At 33.3% G+C, this 17,337-nt stretch carries 16 protein-coding genes and 1 pseudogene; 12 read left to right on the forward strand and 5 right to left on the reverse strand.

Annotated elements, in window-relative coordinates; genetic code table 11:
* Positions 1 to 216 precede the first annotated feature (216 nt).
* Positions 217 to 831: a LexA family protein gene (locus tag F960_RS11725; RefSeq protein ID WP_004865347.1), complete on the reverse strand. Its 615-nt coding sequence runs from the start codon at positions 829 to 831 to the stop codon at positions 217 to 219.
* Positions 832 to 974: 143 nt separating this feature from the next.
* Here F960_RS11725 and F960_RS11730 point away from each other — a divergent pair, with 143 nt between their 5' ends.
* The 6 genes from F960_RS11730 to F960_RS11755 all read left to right on the forward strand — a co-directional run bounded on the left by F960_RS11730 (position 975) and on the right by F960_RS11755 (position 8,291).
* A complete protein-coding gene (locus F960_RS11730; RefSeq protein WP_004865350.1) occupies positions 975 to 1,307 on the forward strand; it encodes an immunity protein Imm33 domain-containing protein in 333 nt (110 codons plus the stop codon).
* Between the two features lie 819 nt (positions 1,308 to 2,126).
* Positions 2,127 to 2,714, forward strand: coding sequence for a common pilus major fimbrillin subunit EcpA (gene ecpA / locus F960_RS11735; RefSeq protein ID WP_004865355.1), 588 nt, complete (start codon positions 2,127 to 2,129; stop codon positions 2,712 to 2,714).
* A 75-nt stretch (positions 2,715 to 2,789) separates the two neighbouring features.
* Entirely contained in the window at positions 2,790 to 3,470 is a 681-nt protein-coding gene (locus F960_RS11740) for an EcpB family pilus assembly chaperone (RefSeq protein WP_004865357.1), read from the forward strand.
* 5 nt (positions 3,471 to 3,475) lie between these two features.
* Positions 3,476 to 5,986, forward strand: a complete 2,511-nt coding sequence (locus tag F960_RS11745; RefSeq protein WP_004865359.1) for a CS1-pili formation C-terminal domain-containing protein — start codon at positions 3,476 to 3,478, stop codon at positions 5,984 to 5,986.
* The gene (locus F960_RS11750) at positions 5,979 to 7,589 is read left to right on the forward strand and encodes a fimbrial adhesin EcpD family protein (RefSeq protein ID WP_004865362.1); all 1,611 of its coding nucleotides are present in this window, start codon (positions 5,979 to 5,981) and stop codon (positions 7,587 to 7,589) included. The genes F960_RS11745 and F960_RS11750 overlap by 8 nt, the downstream gene beginning before the upstream one ends.
* 24 nt (positions 7,590 to 7,613) lie before the next feature.
* Entirely contained in the window at positions 7,614 to 8,291 is a 678-nt protein-coding gene (locus F960_RS11755; RefSeq protein ID WP_020846519.1) for a fimbrial biogenesis chaperone, read from the forward strand.
* Between the two features lie 93 nt (positions 8,292 to 8,384).
* Here F960_RS11755 and F960_RS11760 read toward each other — a convergent pair whose 3' ends face one another.
* From F960_RS11760 to F960_RS11770, 3 genes are all read right to left on the reverse strand, one after another.
* Positions 8,385 to 8,843, reverse strand: coding sequence for a helix-turn-helix domain-containing protein (locus F960_RS11760; protein WP_004865367.1), 459 nt, complete (start codon positions 8,841 to 8,843; stop codon positions 8,385 to 8,387).
* A 106-nt stretch (positions 8,844 to 8,949) separates the two neighbouring features.
* Positions 8,950 to 9,882, reverse strand: coding sequence for an IS5-like element ISAha3 family transposase (locus tag F960_RS11765; RefSeq protein WP_004812228.1), 933 nt, complete (start codon positions 9,880 to 9,882; stop codon positions 8,950 to 8,952).
* 27 nt (positions 9,883 to 9,909) lie between these two features.
* Positions 9,910 to 10,458 (reverse strand): hypothetical protein, encoded by a 549-nt coding sequence (locus F960_RS11770; protein WP_004865370.1) that lies wholly within the window; start codon positions 10,456 to 10,458, stop codon positions 9,910 to 9,912.
* Between the two features lie 536 nt (positions 10,459 to 10,994).
* On the opposite strand from F960_RS11770, the gene F960_RS21555 reads away from it, so the two are divergent.
* The 6 genes from F960_RS21555 (at position 10,995) to F960_RS11800 (ending at position 15,468) form a co-directional block, all read left to right on the forward strand.
* A complete protein-coding gene (locus F960_RS21555) occupies positions 10,995 to 11,282 on the forward strand; it encodes a hypothetical protein (RefSeq protein ID WP_020846648.1) in 288 nt (95 codons plus the stop codon).
* Between the two features lie 395 nt (positions 11,283 to 11,677).
* Complete coding sequence (locus F960_RS11780; protein ID WP_004865379.1) at positions 11,678 to 12,127, forward strand: hypothetical protein; 450 nt, start codon at positions 11,678 to 11,680, stop codon at positions 12,125 to 12,127.
* A 132-nt stretch (positions 12,128 to 12,259) separates the two neighbouring features.
* Entirely contained in the window at positions 12,260 to 12,955 is a 696-nt protein-coding gene (locus F960_RS11785) for a hypothetical protein (protein ID WP_004865382.1), read from the forward strand.
* A gap of 56 nt (positions 12,956 to 13,011) precedes the next feature.
* On the forward strand, positions 13,012 to 13,254 hold the full coding sequence (locus tag F960_RS11790; protein ID WP_004865384.1) for a hypothetical protein: 243 nt from the start codon (positions 13,012 to 13,014) through the stop codon (positions 13,252 to 13,254).
* Positions 13,255 to 13,314: 60 nt separating this feature from the next.
* A complete protein-coding gene (locus tag F960_RS11795; RefSeq protein WP_004865387.1) occupies positions 13,315 to 14,079 on the forward strand; it encodes a hypothetical protein in 765 nt (254 codons plus the stop codon).
* Between the two features lie 222 nt (positions 14,080 to 14,301).
* Positions 14,302 to 15,468, forward strand: coding sequence for an MFS transporter (locus F960_RS11800; protein WP_035373136.1), 1,167 nt, complete (start codon positions 14,302 to 14,304; stop codon positions 15,466 to 15,468).
* A gap of 376 nt (positions 15,469 to 15,844) precedes the next feature.
* On the opposite strand, the pseudogene F960_RS11805 reads toward F960_RS11800, so the two are convergent.
* Positions 15,845 to 17,335, reverse strand: a pseudogene (locus F960_RS11805) (amidase).
* Between the last annotated feature and the right edge of the window lie 2 nt (positions 17,336 to 17,337).

A 17,337-nucleotide genomic window follows, 5' to 3' on the forward strand; every position in this document is an offset into this window, starting at 1 on the left:
AAGGCACGAAATGCAGAGAATGGCGAGACCATTTTCAAATTTCGTAACGAAGCCTGAGATAATTTTAGCTACAACCCTGTGGGACGAGAGTATTTTTTGATGCTATTTCGTTGTAGCTTGATCATTTAGATCACTAAATTTCTCAATCTACGCCTCATATCATCTAAAAATACTCATCGTCGCAACCAATTTGAAATATCAACAGACCCTATTGTATTAACGCAATTTTTTTAAAATACAAGTCACAACACCCCAAATCACTAGTTGTTCTTCGCTATGCAGGAAAATATGTGAATATTCAGGGTTTTCTGCTTTGAGCCAAACTTTTTCACTGCCATCACTGAGCTTTTCTTTCATAAAGCGTTTCACCGTAAATTCATTATTAATCAAAGCTAAAACGATATCTCCCGTTTCGACCTGTAAACTTCGATCAATCAAAATACGATCTCCGACTTCAATTCCCGCATTTTTCATGGACAAGGAATTCACTCTTAAAATAAAAGTCGATTCAGGAGAGCTGACTAAAAAATCATTTAAATCAATCGCACCATCGAGATAATCTTGGGCAGGTGAGGGAAATCCTGCTGCGACAGATTCGATCGGTGCTGCAATAGAAAGCTTTGTCTTAAAATGAATTGGCTGTAAATCAGGGTGCTTTTCAGCATCATGTTGAATCTGTGGGTTTAAATACTGTTTTATTTCAATCACTTTCGACTGAGGGACGCGCATAACAACGGTTTTTTCCTTGTACTGTGCTTTGCGACCTGCATTTTCTCTTTTACCACCATGACTATTTGGAGAGAGGTCATTTTTGCTTGTTGGTTTATTCATAAAAAATCATCTTGAATATGTAGCATAATCAAGATAACAAAAAAAAGCACAAATAAAAAGATAATTTCATCAGCTGAGTTGTGTATAAAACCACATCCGCATAGAATCAATTTTAAAATGATGAACTTGATGGAATCCTGCTAATGCAAGAATTTATTGAAGAACAAAAACTCGTTTGTGAGGAATTTGATTCTGCTTATATTAAAGTCAAAGAAGATGACCTGATTGCCATCGCAGTGCATACATTGGAAAAGGAACCGATTGTCGGGATTCGTAAACGCCCTGAAGCAGGTGAAACGACTGAGTGGTATATCTATGGCGGAGAGCTTGAGGAAGGGAATGATTTTTTTGAAATCGTAACTGTAAAACAGCTTGAAGAAATTTTTCCTGATGTGATTCCTTATCTTGCTTTGGAAATCGGTTTCCGTTTTATGATCGACCATGATGATTATGAAGATATTTGGAAAGCAGAATAGAACTGCTTTATATTTCATTTTTGAAAATGTTGGTTGTCAGGAAATGATATGAAAATGTCAGAAAATGATAAGCCCTTTAGATGATAATGAAGCCATTAAAACAAACATTCTAAGATTTCCCTGGTCGTAGAATATACGTTTTAATCATCAAATGAATTATTGATGACACGTCCTAAACCCGCCTTCATTGGCGGGTTTTTTAATGTCAGAACAAAAAGAACAAAAGTGAGATTTAGTTCATATACAAAATTTTGTCATTTACTTCATCAGGTGTTGCCGATAAAACAATCATGCTTTTAGCTTGCTCAGTTTTATATGTAACACAATTCAAATCTCAAATCTCAAATCTCAAATCTCAAATCTCAAATCTCAAATCTCAAGTTGATCTAATGCGTTCACCGAATGAGAAGAGACGTCTTAAGTCGTAATGAATTAAAACCTTGGTTACATATAAGAATTGAAATTTTAAAATATTTGTGTATTTAAAAGGTGTTAGTGTGAGCTAATTCTAATAATAAATGAGGTTATATAGCAGTATTTTAAAAATAAAGCATATTACTTCGCATAATGATAGAAAAGTGTACATGTAAGGACAGTACATGAATAAAACATATTTTTATAATTATGAAACTAACTTGATTCTTTTGTAATTTTTTACAATCTCCATCTCAGTAATGGTTATGGAAGAAGCTAGTGCCAAATTGTAAAAAAATTGAATGAAATATATACCATTTCTTCTCAATTTTTAATTTACGTAAGATTCATCAATTGATGGATTGAAAACTTTGTGTCTTTGCAACACCTTTTATTGAGGTCACTATGAAAAATTTATTTACGGCATTAACAATTGCTTCTGCTTCTTCATTATTTGCTACAGCTTCATTTGCAGATGTTTCTGCTTCTGCAACTGCGAAATGGGATGCAACTGCTAAGAAAGATACGACCAGTGCACTAGTTGTTACTCCATTGAAATCTTTAAACTTTCAGTATGCTGAAGGTTTAGAGCAATTTAACACACAAACTGGGGCATTTGATGTAACCATTCAAGGGCAAAGTGGCGCAACTGATTTTGATCTAACGTCAAAACTTATCACGAATACACTTACTCGCGGCAGTGATGATTCTACGCTTAACGTAGGTGTTACTTGGAATGGTCAAGCACTTTCTAAAACTACAGAAACGACTTTGATTGATACAGCTAAAAATATCAATGCAGGTTTAGAAGCGCTATCACAGTCTACAGCTTATGCGGGTACAGGTCGTCATTCTGCACAAAGTTCATTCGAATTTAAAGTTGATAGCGCAACAAGTGATGGTACAACTGTAGCTCAGTTTAAAGATCTTACTGATGGTATGTGGGATGGTGAAGTTGCAGTTCAATTCAATGCAACTTGGACAACTCCATAATTAATTCTGAAATAAGCAGTTTTAATTGAAAATTAAGGGAGGAAATACCTCCCTTATTTATTAGAGGTAGGTCTTATGCGTTCGAAAATTACAGGTCTGATCACTGGGCTATTCGTATCAACATCTTGTTTAGCAGTCAATGTTGGAGATATTACTTCAATCATTAACGCTGATAAAAATTTTTTAGCTAAAGAGATTGAGAATACAACCGAAGTCGCACGTTTTGTTGGGTTAAAAGTTTATCGACTGAGTTCGCCCATGAGTGATGGTGAAATCATTCCTATGACGTCTAAAACTGAAATCTTATCAACTCCCTCGGGTCTGGTTTTACCTGGTTCGGCAAAGGATATTTTTAAAATTATTTATCAAGGTCCTCAAGATGATCAAGAGCGTTATTACCGATTATCTTGGATCGATGCGCCTGTTGCGAATGCTGGTGAAGATACAGCAAGCAAAGGTGGTCAAGCGACAACTTCAGCGCAGATTAATACGATTTTAGTTGTCGCTCCTCGCAAAGAAAAATTCGATTTTAGTTATGCAAATGGCACTTTGACCAATACTGGAAATGTCAGTTTTCGAGTAGTTGCTGCTGGGAAATGTCTTGATCAATCGAAAGATATTGATGGCAAAGGTTGTCGAGAGCGTTATTACGTTATGCCTAGTAAATCTATAACGCTTAAACATACTGACGTTAAAGCGGATCGGACTCATATCGGTATTTGGCATGGTGAAAAATACATTAACGTAGCTAGGTGAGAATGATGAAAAGTCGTATTCTGTATGGAATCTTAATTTTATCTATTTCTCCGATTGTGCAGGCAAATGATGTACAGCCGCGGATTCAAATGGGTAAATATCGCTTTCCAGAACTTCTTTCTAGAGCTTTAGTTCAAGGCCTTAGCGTACCTGTATATCTGAAATTTGATGAAGATGTTCAGATAGAAAATACCAAAAGTAAGCAAAAAATAGCTGAAGCATTGATTAGCTATAAGAACGGACATTTGGTAGTCGATAGGATTGTATTTGAAGACGTAGTACAGACGACTGAACTTTCACAGGCTGTTAGAAATGAACTTGGCGTATTAAAAAAAGAATTCGATGCAGATATGCAACTTAAAGTGACTAAAGATGCATTTTTACAGTTTGACTTAGAATCTTTATATTTAGAGTTAAACGTAAATAAAAATGCTCTAGGTACTAAATTTATTGCACGTACAGATGTGCTTGGCGAGTCTACATCAGATCATTTTTCCTCTGTGCTGAACTATCGCTTAGGTGCATCATATAACGATTATAACGGTCGAAATACATCATCAAACTTTTTGAGTTTGGATAGTGTCAGTTCTTTACGTGAACACCATGTTTTACTGAATGGTTCTATCTATGGGATCGGTGAGTCAAATACGCGTTCAGATATGTATCGCGCTTTATATGAACGTGATTTTCAGGGTAATAGACTTGCAGTTGGGATGATGGACACATGGAGTATGCAGTCGATCGCCAGCCTAAATGCCTTGAATACCAGTAAGGTTTACGGTGCAACTTATGGCAATAAAAGTAGCACAACAATTCAGGATAAAAGCCAATCACTAGTGCCAATTGTTGTATTTCTACCAAGTGCAGGGACAGTACAGCTTTATCGAGATGGTCGTTTACTCAGTATTCAAAACTTTTCTATGGGAAGCCACGAAGTTGATACTTCAAATCTACCTTATGGTCTTTATAACGTAGAAGTTAAGATATTGATCAATGGACAAGAAACCAGTTCATATATCGCACAGGTCAATAAATCTTTAGGTCGAAACTCAAGTGTTACTGGCGTGCTTGATTGGCAAGTTTTTGGCGGAATGCTGGAATATATGCATAGAGCTGATCGTAACTCGCATCTCAGAGATGAAAAGGAAACTTGGCTGATTGGCGTAGCCGCTGCAAAAAACTATCCACTGTGGTCGGGAGTAGGTGTGCGTTCAACTTTGTACGCGTTTGATTCAAATGCAGTCGCAGAAGTTGAAAGCAATATTACATTACCTTTAAACACGACATTTAACGTCCAGTCTATGCTTGCGACAGATTCATCTTATCGCGCTTCGGCAACGATCAATTATAGTTTGCCTAAAGGTTATGGTAGCGTTTGGGCTGCAAGAAGCATCAGTGACGAGGGGAATAAATTATCATTTACTGAGACAGATAATTATGACGTAGGCTTATCGCTCAATTTAAAACAATTTCATAAGAAACTAGGTTTTATATCTGCAGGTTATTCTGAAGATTTAGCCAATAAATATTCTACAACCAATATCGAATACAACCAAAATTTATTTAATAATCGCTATGCTGATCTGAGTGTTAGAGTGGGGATGCAACGCTCAGATTATAAAGAGCAACAAAACTATGATGATAAATATATTTATTTTGATTTACGTTTACCTATTTCAAAATGGTTTAATGCGGGCCTGAGTAGTCGAAATAATAATTTACTTGCCAATGCGAGCTATAAACAAAGCTTTAATAACAGTGTGATTAGTAATGTGGGTATTGATCTTTCACAAGTTGTAAACCGTAAAAATTATGATATTAGTTCTGATGATTTTATGGCATCAGGATATGTCAGCTATGATACAAAATATAATACAGGTACATTATCAGCTAGTGGTTCTGAAAATAGCCATTCATTTAACTACAACAGCCAAGGATCTATTGCTGCAACAGCTAAACATCTTGCACTGGGTAATAATACTTTAAATTCGGGTGTAATTATTGAGACAGGACTCAAAGATAAAGGGAAAATGTCTGCATTAATTAATGGTCAAGATTATATACTATCAGGTAAAAAGAACTTTATTCCTCTAAGTCCATATAAAGAATATACCGTGGAGTTTAGAAATGATAAAAACTCATTAGATAGTGTGACGATTGGTCAAGGTCGTAAAAATACAGTCATTTTATATCCGGGTAACGTATCTGTACTTCAACCTGAAATTAAGCAAATGGTAACTATTTTTGGACGAGTGCTTTATCCAGATGGAGAAGTTGCAGTCAATAAAAATATTCACAATCACATCGGTAAAGCGATCACCGACGAAAATGGCGAGTTTTCTCTAGATATTGATAAGCGTTATCCGATGCTTACTGTAATTGAAACAAATGGCGATATTTGTGAGTCAAAATTGGACTTAGATACTGTGCGTGGCGCAAAGTGGCTAGGCGATATTCAGTGCAAATATAAAGCAACGAGTAGTCAAAAAAGTATAGAGGTACGAAAAAATGATTAATACTTTCAATAAAGCCCTTTTTTTTTGGGGCTTGTATTTGGTCTTATCTAATCCAGCTTTCGGCTTAAATCCTGGTACAGTAATCAAACGTACAAACTCTTTTACTTTTATTAATAATGAAATTGATAATGAGTATTTTATTGCTCCATCTTTACTAGATCCTAGATTTTCAGGTGCTAATGTTTGGACTAAACTTAATTCAAATCAAGTTAGTTTAGGTTATATAGGAGATGTCACTTGGGCTCATTCAAATGCTTATAAGGATATGTGGCTAGAGAATTCTCCAGTAAGTACACCATTTAATGGAATTAGATGCACAAAAGCAACCGATTGCCCTTCTAGTGGGTATATTCAACCTGAATATACCGATCGAAATGGTTTTTATCGTGCTCCTGCTAAGATTGGTATTGGTGGAGGGGGATATGGTTTTGCCTCTATTACGGCCACTATGTATGAATTTCTTAAGAATTTGTCTGTAGGGCAATCTCAGACTTTTAGTATGAATTATTGCTCAACAACAGAGTTTTATGATCCAGCTTCTGGCGGGCGATGTACAGATGCAAAATATGGAGCTTGGTATAGAAGTGATATTACTGCAACTAAAAATGCACAAATTGATCTACATGATTTGAAAGCTTTTTCAGAAATATGGATAGCATCTGATGGAAAACCAAGTTTGACTAGTAATTCTGAGTATTGCGAATATGTCGCAAATAGTTATGGTGGTCAGGATATAGCATGTAAGATGATTGAATATAAAGTTGAAGGTCTAGCAAATATTCATTCTACTCTCTATTTAAAGTTGGAAATCGATCAGAATAAATTAGGATTTAGCCCTTCAGCAAGTTATGTCAAAATGAAAGGGGATGCAGGTAATACTTGGTATAACTATGGTACTGAAAGGTCATTTAAGACATTGGTTACAAATGGAGAAGGCTATTTATCAGTATTGTTTACTCAGAATTTTTTTAAAGAATTTTTAAAACAAGCTGGAAATATGCAAAATATGGATGATGTTTTCACTTTTAGTTTTAGAAATGGACCGACTCCTGAATCTGGATATTATCAATTTTCAAGTGGATTAAAAGTAGATATTCACCCTAGAGAATATAGTATAAGTATAAAACCAGTAGATTCGACTCAAACAGCACTAGAGGGGTGGATTGGAGATAATAAACCTATTGAGTTTAAATACCGTGTAACGCAATCTGCACCACGAAAAGCAGATATCGTAACAGCCAATGTACTTGGCGAAAGCGTAGAAACACGTGGGCAAAAATATTGCTCATTTAAATCAGACGATAGTACTGTAGAAGTAGCAATACCTGCTTATCTTTCATATACAAATGGTTTAGGTGAGAAAATTGAAAAATATAGCGGTTGCGATGAAAGCCAAAAATTAGATATCACAAATGCATTGTGGTCAGAAACACCTTGGGATCAAAACAATTCTGGATACTTTTATCAAACTGAACTAAACCTTTGGTTTCCAATGAGTGACCCTGTATCAAGATTTTCAACTGATGGTCAAGATTGGTTAGGCATTGTACATGCTGAGGGTAAAGTGCAAGTTGAAGCAAAATGGATCGGTGTAAATAAGTAAGTTTCTTATACTGGGTTGCCTAATATGATGATGAATTTGATTAAAAGAATTGTTTTACTGGTTTGCCTGAGTGTAATTTCGCACTCAGCATTAGCAATATATTTTTCATCATTTATATATGAAATGATGTCTGATGAGGATTTTATTGCTAAACCGATCAGAAATGACACAAAAAATCTGAGTATGTATCAAATCAGTTCATTTAAAATAGACAAACCTGGTCCAGGTGGTGAAAAAAAAATATATGTAAAAGATCGCGAACTCATACATACACCTTTAGAGTTAAAAATTGAACCTAATAGTAGTAATTTTTTTAAAATATTATATATCGGACCAAAAGATAATCAGGAAAGATATTATAGAGTGGTGTTTCTTGAAACACCTTTAACTGCATTTAAAAATAGTAAAGAAGATGGAACAATTTTTTTTCCGACAGTTTCAATGAGTACGATCCTCATCGTGAGACCAAGAAAGCAAATTTTAAAATATGAAGTTGATGAAGCAAAGGGAATAATTAAAAATACAGGAAATACATTTTTTAGAGTGATCATTCACCAAGGATGTGAGGGGACTGATGAAGATGCGACACATTTTTATATGTTACCAGGTGAGACATATCAGGATGAAAGTGTAAAAAATACAAATAGAAAATTTATTATTGCAAATAAAAGATATTATCAAGCAGGTAAAATGTGTTTTTAATTAGAAAATACGCATCATTATATTTTCTAATAAAAATGATTATTATAAAGTTAACATTTAGTTTTTTATTAATAAAAAATTAAATGATTATATTTATATGTTTGAGATGTTTTTATGAGAATTTTTCCATTGATTAGGGCTTTCACCAGTCCACAACTTAAAGGCACGTATAAAAGAAGTCTGCTCTTTATATCCTAATGAATGTGCTATTTGTAATACAGACATTTCGTCATCTAAAAGATATTTTTTTGATAAATAAAATCGAGTATCTTTTAAAAGTTCTTGGAAAGTAATATTTTTATTTTTTAATATTTTTTGTAGATTCCGAATAGATAAGTTGAGATTTTCAGCAACTGTGTCAATTGTTGCTTCATTATTGAGAATGGATTTCAAAATAGAGATTTTAACTAATCTAATAAAATCAGATCCATCAGGCATATCTTCCAAAATTTTGTCAGCATATTGTATCAGGATAATAAACAGCATATGATCAGCATTTTTATTTTTTATTTCAAGTAAATCTTTTGAAATATAAATACGGGTATGACTCATATTGTAGGCTATAGGGCATTTGAAATATCGTTCATATATACTTGGGTTTTTAGGGGCTTTGTTGCATAAACATTCAAAAGCTGAGTTCTCCCCAATCCATTCAAATTTAAGACACAACTTGGGTGCGAGGTCTACCTAATTCCGTAAATCTATTCAGAACTGCCACACGCGCATGAATTTCATTGACCTGACTTTGAAAATGTCTTGCCGTCAGCCTATCACCTAATAATTTGATGCAATGCATCTTGGTTTCCACCAAACTACGACGGTGATAACCCGACCATTTTTTCCATAGGGTTCTGCCTAAATGTTTAACCGTTTGAAGTAACTCATTTCGTTCTATTGAACTTATTTTAGAATCTTTCCAGGGCTTGGCATTCTTTCTGGGTGGAATTACTGCATGTGCTTGACGATCTGAAATCACTTTTCTGCAGCACTTCGTGTCGTACGCGCCATCGGTATAGACAGAATCTATTCGCTCATCTAGTGGAATTTGATCCAGTAAATCACCTAGTACTTGTGAATCACTGACATTATTTGTAGTAAGCTGAACGGCACGTATTTGCAGTGTTTCAGCATCTATACCAATATGCAGTTTACGCCATTGCCGACGGTATTCAGGCTGATGTTTTTTACGCTTCCATTCGCCTTCACCTAAAAACTTTAAACCCGTAGAGTCGACAAGTAGGTGTAACCCATCATGACTTTTCTGATAGCTTATCGCAATATCAATATGCTTTTGTCGTCTACAAAGGGTGGAGTAATCTGGTGCTGTCCAATTCAAGCCACAGAGTTTAATCAGGCTTTGAACAAAGCCAGTAACCATACGTAAAGAAAGACGGAATAGAGATTTGATCATTAAACAGCATTGAATCGCTGTATCGGAATAAGTTTGATTTCGTCCTTGCTTGCCTTGTGGTTGTGCATACCATTGCGTCTTAGGATCAAACCAGATTGAAATATTTCCTCGCTTGATTAAAGCTTGGTTATACGAGGACCAATTGGTTGTACGATAGATTTTAGGTGTAGGCTTCTTCATCTGGAAATTATATTACTGAAGAAGCCTTCAAGAATAGCTTTGTGCAACAAAGCCGTTTTTAGGCTGAGGAATACTGAGCTCTAATTTGATAAAAATATGATTTTTAATATCTAAAAGTTGAGATATTCTTTGATAAATAATTGCAACTTGTAATTCTTCTGAAATAATTGTTTCCTTAATATAAAAGCCAGCTGAGTAGTAAGTTGCTAAATCCCAAGAAATAACAATATTATTATTAATAGACAGGATACTCTTATCAGTGTAGTTATACCAAATTTTAGTATATTTCGTAAAAAAATTTAAATAATCACCCAGAGTTTCAGAATTTTCAGCAATATAAGCACACACACCAATGTGGCTTGAATTAACATATTTTGCTATTTCTAAACCTAAGCCCTCACGACCATATTTTTTATCAATATAACTAATCTTATTAAGCCATCTTTCAAAAGGGATATTTTCAGAGACATCATAAATATGGGTGACAGGTGAAGGGATATTGTTTTGCATGCAAAATTTATTTAGTAAGTTAACCATTCCGCTACCAACACTTTTCTTTTTTAGAATGCTTTCCATATAGCTCCGATTTAAAAAAGTTATAATATCTTTCTATAATACTTTATATTTATTTTTAAATAAATAAAAAATCTATATTTTTGTTTTTTGGTTTAAATATTAATAATTTATATTTAATTTTGAGTTTTTAAAAGCTGAAATTTATTATAATTAATATCTACTTAACAAAATAATTTTTTAGAATTAATTTTTGGTTAGATTTTCTAATCAATAGGTTTTTTTATTAATTTTTATTAAAAAATAATATATAAACTGAAACAATTTTAAATTGAAATGAATTGAGTATTTGTTAAATTTTAAGATGAGGTTTTAAATAAAGGCTATATCACCAGCCTGATTATGGTGGTTCCACAAGAGGCTTTTCTGGTGTATAGGTCACTTCATGCTAAACATGAAGATAAAGCATCTAAATATCTTACTTTTATATCGATCATAATTGCTGCAATTAGCATATTTTCAAAACAATACCTATTTGATAATCCCGATAAAGGTATTTTTATTACATTATTTTTTGTCTGATGATGGTTTTAATCTTTTTGTCATTATGTTTTATTGCTAGAAATTTATTTCATGTTTTAGAAGTTGGGAAAGTAGGTAAGTTAGATAATAGCTTAGATATGATTAACTTTTTTACAGGTGCAGAAAACTTGCCATTAATTCAATTTAACTTATCAAAAGATATTGCTGAGATTATCAAAGGTTACGAAGAGCGCAATAAAATTAAAGTTGATTTCTTAAACTCTGCATTTAAAGAGATAAAATTTTGTGGATTGATGTTTGTTCTTACTGTATTATTTATTGTAATTGATACAATAATTAAATGAGGAATATGAAAAGATGCAATTCAATAAACCCGTACCACTAGATGTTAATCGGCCACCAATCATTGTTGAAGAAAGAAGTTTGGATAAAGGAAAAGGAAAGTAATATGAGTAACAACACTTCTAAACCAGTTCCTCCTTCTGTTCCAACTCCACCGATTAAGATCATTGGCGATTCAATACCAGAAAAATTAATAAAAAACCCTAGATAATCTTGAAAGGCTCATCGAAAGATGAGCTTTTTGGTTGATTCAATTAATAGCTTTGTTATTACTATTTTTGTTAATTAAACTGATAAATCTAACATGTATAGAATTTTGTTTATTTTTGTTGCTTTATAAAACTCAACTAATAATTTAAATTAATATTCAAGTAATTTTTATAGAAAGAATAAAAGTATGGAATCTATACCAGAAAATTACAAGCTTATGTTTTCATCTTTAGATTGTAGCGATGATGATACACACTTTTGGACATATAACTGGGAAAATAATGAAAATTTACCCCCTTGTGCTCTTAATTTTAAATACCCTGAATTTGAGGAAATAGTATGGGAAGACTTAGATCCAGAATGTTTTAAGTTAATCACTGTCGACATTAAAGATGTACTAGACAGATTTCATAATGGAGAAGCTGGGTACTTATTGAGTCCGTTTAAGTATTATAGGGTTAGAAAAGAACTATCTAACAATTCTGCTGAGCTTAAATTTTATTATCCTGAAGTGCGAATTGGAGGCGATAATAAAATACATTTAGGCGAAGGTAGGCATAGATTAAATGCATTGATGAAAATTTATGGATTGAAAGAAATAAAAGCTAAGGTATTTTTAAAAGATTATCTTATTTAACACATCTGCCATATGCATTTCTAGATTATTGAGTATTCATATTAAATAGTATTCTTTGTATTAGATAAAAATATGTTATTGAAAACTATAAATTATAGGATATGATTAAGATATTTCTTACAGGGAGGTTTTATGAATTACATAATGCTATTGGCAAGATTGTTTTCAAAAGAAGAGTGGGCAGATGACTTTCTAGAATTTGGAAAGTTTAGAATGAATACATTGAATAGTTTTAAAAATTATATTGATGAATATAGTTATAATATAGGGGACCCACTTGAGGGCATTAGTTCTCACTATCTTGGTGATCATGATGTTAAATTAACAATTAAACATAAGAATCAAGTTATTGATATTTCAGATTTTGTATCTTTACATATACAAAGGAATGATATTTTATATCAGAATGTTTTTTGTATGTTTGCTCCAAGCGTAATAAAAGATGTTGAGTACACAATTGAATCAATGACTGATAAAATTTCACTAAATGAAGATACTAAAAAACTTGGTGATCATATGGTTATAATTCATAAACCAGAGGTATTTTTTGAGAGATTAAAGGAAGCTTCGAACAAATTAAATTATATATTAAAGTTAGGTTTAATAGATTATAGAGATTTCTCTAAACCAATAAGATTGAAAGATGAAGAAATTGGTTTTGTTAAAAGTATAGATTATGCGCACCAAAGTGAATACAGAATAATGATAGATTCTAGACGTAATATTGATGAACACATAGATATGCAAATAGGTTCATTAAAAGATATTGCAATAAAAATTAAGACTGAAGACTTCAACAACAGTTTTAAAATTACACCGAAGACATAAAAATTGGAAAGCATATAACTTCGGAGTAAAGTTTATAATTTTTATAGGAACAAAAAGTGAAAGTAAAAGAGTTAATTGAACAATTACAGAAATTAGATCCTGAACAAACTGTTTTAGCTATTTGTGAGGATGATGATATAGTTCGTAAAGGACATGCATTTGAAACTTTTTGGGTTGATTCAGCAACTACTATTAGGGCAGAAGCGAAACGGCTAGATTTTGGTGAAGTTGAATTTAAATTTGGTGAATATCCAGAAACTAGAGATCATGTCTTTTTGCATTTAGAACATAAATTCTAGTCAACTAAAATAAAATATCTAATTTTATGCATTAATGCATGTTAATTTAGAAGTACATAAATGAATCCGCAAATTATAGATACGGCTATCCAAGCTGCTCAAATTCAGGCAGATGCAACAATTCGTGCAGCTTACTTAGGCGGTATTGGTATAGGCATAGGAATTATATTCTCCTGGTGGACAGCTTTGCACATCCAAAAGAATGCTAGAGTTGCGGAAACAAGAAGGAATATTTATCTAGATTTAGTTGAATCTTTTTCCAATTTAGTTTATTCACTTCATTCACTCAAAATGAATACAGATATAGAACATTTAATTGATTCATATCATATTTTCTCAACAAATTTTGACAAAGCTATGTTTGTTTGTGAAACAAAAACTAAAGAAGAGATGGTGAAATTCAATGAGTCAATTGTACCTAAAACAAAAGTTTTTATTAAATCTTTAGCTGAATTTAATGGGGCAATTGAAAAAATAAAAGCTTTAGAAAAAAAGCACAGTGAAATTCTTATGAGTTTAAAGCCCATATATACAAAAATTGATAATTTTAGTATTGAAAGTCCAATGAATATAAAAATTTCAAATGCTTTTGATTTAATAAATTCAAAATTAAAACAATCTCAAAAAATTGTCGATGAAATTAGTGATCTAGAATCATCTAACGAACATCAAACTCATAAAATATTTAAAGATTTAGATAATTATATTCAAGTTTTATCAGAATCTACGATTAATATAATTTACCTATTACGTTTAGAAATTGGAATTAAGACAGATGTTGAAAGAGAAAAAAAATTAATCCAAAGATTAAATGCAATTAATTGAACATTTCACAACTTTGCCTCCCTCGGGAGGTTTTTTTATAGAAAAATTATATTGTTCAAGAAATAATCTTAAAATTGATATAACAACTTAACTTTTATAATTTTATTTATTTTGGGGGGAATTATGGCAGGTTAAACAGTTGAGTGTCAGGTATGTCATAGTACAAATGGCTACAACGCTGTTAAAATATAAATAATTGAAAATCCTAGCGAATACTATTGTATGCAATCCATTCCTATACACCATAAACTCGCAGGTTTCTATTTTTTCTATTATTCCATTGTTGGGACATTTATGCCTTATTGGAGTTTATATCTTCAAGATCAGGGCTTTAGTTACCAAGAAATAGGTGTTTTATCTTCTATTGCGATTATCACACGCTTTTTTGCGCCCTTTATTTGGGGATGGATTGCAGATAAATCAGGCAAAAGAATGTTGCTTGTGCGTATTGCAACATGGATGGAGGCAACGATTTGGTTTCTAATTTTTATCATTCCAAATAACTTTCAATCTATTGCATTTTTAATGCTGATTTTCAGCTTTTTTCAAAATGCTATTTTAGCCCAATTTGAAGGCGTGACTTTATTTTGGTTAGGAGATAAAAGAGCAGAGCAATACGGAAAAGTTAGAAAATGGGGTTCAGTTGGATTTATTGTAGGTGTATTTTTGATCGGGGCATTATTGGAAGTCGTTCCAATTTCTATGTTACCAATTATGTTGCTATGTATTGCATTTTTAGCATTTCTTTGGTCATTTACCATCAAAGAACCTGAAACAGCACCTAGTGCACAAAAACAATTGGAACCACTCTTTCCCATTATAAAAAGACCTGTTGTTGCAGCATTTTTTTTAATCGAATTTACGTTACTTTTCTCACAAGCACCCTTTTATAGTTTTTATAGTAATTACTTGAAACAAAGTGGCTTTACTACGACAGAGATTGGCTTTTTATGGTCTGTAGGCGTAATTGCTGAAATTATTATGTTTGCAAAAGCCAATTTTTTTCTCAAAAGATTTTCTTGGAGAAATCTCGTTATTTTATGTCTAATGATGACATGCCTACGGTTTATTTTAGTCGGATTATTTCCAAATCATTTTATAATTCAATTTATTGCACAAACTTTCCATGCATTCAGTTTTGGTTTATTCCATGTGATAGCCATGCGTATTATATTCCAAAACTTTAGCATTACACAGCAAGGGCGGGGGCAGGCTTTGTATAGCACGATGTGGGGATTGGGTGTTGCCTCAGGAAGTATATTGGCTGGACGATATTGGCAGATATTATCTGGAGAAAATATTTTTATTATTGCAGGATTATGCACGTTTTTTGGTTTATTATTTGTCCGATTTTTACCAGCAAAAGTACAAGAAAATTCTATCAATTGATCAATTTGATGATTTGTTAACTACGATAAAATTACAGGGAAGGCAGAAGCTTTCCCTTTATGTTTTACGATTTAAATAATAGGGTCTGTTGACATTTCACAACTGAATTGCGTTGTTGACTAAAATTGAGCAGGCAAGGCACGAAATGCAGAGAATGGCGAGACCATTTTCAAATTTCGTAACGATGCCTGAGATAATTTTAGCAACAACCCTTCGGGACGAGAGTTTTTTTTGATGCTATTTCGTTGTAGCTTGATCATTTAGATCACTAAATTTCTCAATCTACGCCTCATATCATCTAAAAAACACTCATCGTCGCAACCAATTTGAAATGTCAACAGACCCTAATATAATGATATTTTACAGTTGGTTAAATTTAAATTTTAATCTGTCTATACATCGGCATCCATGGTTCAGCCTGCTCCAGTTGATGCGCAAGTTGCAATAATAAATCTTCACGGCCAAATGGGGCAATAAACTGAGAACCTAATGGTAAATGGTCTTTGTTCCAATAAAGTGGCACTGACATGGCTGGTAAACCCGTAATGTTCGCTAGTTGAGTAAATGGAACCCATTGTAAATTATTACGAATAATTTGATCGATCAATTTTCCTTTGGCAAGATGATGCGCTTGTCCGACGCTGATTAATCCTCTTAAAATTGGAGTTTGCCAAGCTGGGGTTTTAACTTGTCCATTTTTAGGTGCAACCGATGCTGTTGAGGGAATTAAAAATAAGTCAAAATCATCAAAAAAATAGTTCATTTGGGTGACATATTTCCCCCAATTATTGATATTTTGAATGTAATCTAAGGCTGAAGTTTTTGCCCCTAATGCAGCGATGGCTAAACTATCCAATTCAAAATCACTATTTTTGACGCCGTATTGCGCTTTCATATTTTCAATATTGTATGCACATTGGCTAAACCACGTTGTCAAAAAATCTTTTGCGAGTGCTTTTCCATCAATTTTAGGTGAAGCTTCAACGACTTCATGACCAAGTGCAGCTAATAATTTAGCTGTTTTTTCAATGGCTAAAACGGCATCTTTCGATACTTTGGTTGCAATAGGTGACGTCGTTGAGAAAGCAATACGTAATTTTTTTGGAGCTTGTTGCATTATTTTTAAATAACTTTGCGACGGTGATTCAATGGTAAAAAGCGAACTATGCTCACGCCCCTGTGTTGCATCAAGCATCGCGGCACTATCGCGCACTGATTTTGTCAGTACATGTTGAGAAACTGCACCATGCATGACCTCACTCATTGAAGGCCCCCAAGGCGTACGGCCTCGACTCGGTTTTAAGCCAAATAATCCACAATATGATGCGGGAATGCGTATTGAACCACCACCATCACTAGCTCCTGCAATCGGCACGATTCCCGCAGCAACTGCCGATGCAGATCCACCGGAAGATCCGCCACTATTGTGTTTTAAATTCCATGGATTTCGGCAACTTCCCCAAGCCTCAGGCTCTGTAATTCCTTTAATGCCGAGTTCTGGAGAATTGGTCAATCCAAAAGTTACGATACCAGTTTGTTCCCAGCGATTGACGATTTCAGCATTTTCACTGGCAATATAATTGATCCGTTTTAAACTTTTCGAGCCATAAGAAGTAGCAACACCTTGATATTATTGATGTAAATCCTTAACTAAAAAAGGCACACCTGCAAAAATTCCTGTTAAGTTTTGTTCAGTTCTTTTTTGTGCCCGATCATGCATATTGATCACGATAGCATTGAGTTTGGGGTTGATTTCTTGTGATCTTTCAAGTGCAGTTTCAAGTAATTCAAAAGCTTGAACTTGTTTGGTTTTAACTAGATCCGCAAGACCTAAACCATCATATTTTAAATATTCATCAAATTTCATTG

This window comes from Acinetobacter gerneri DSM 14967 = CIP 107464 = MTCC 9824, assembly GCF_000368565.1.
Lineage (GTDB): Bacteria > Pseudomonadota > Gammaproteobacteria > Pseudomonadales > Moraxellaceae > Acinetobacter > Acinetobacter gerneri.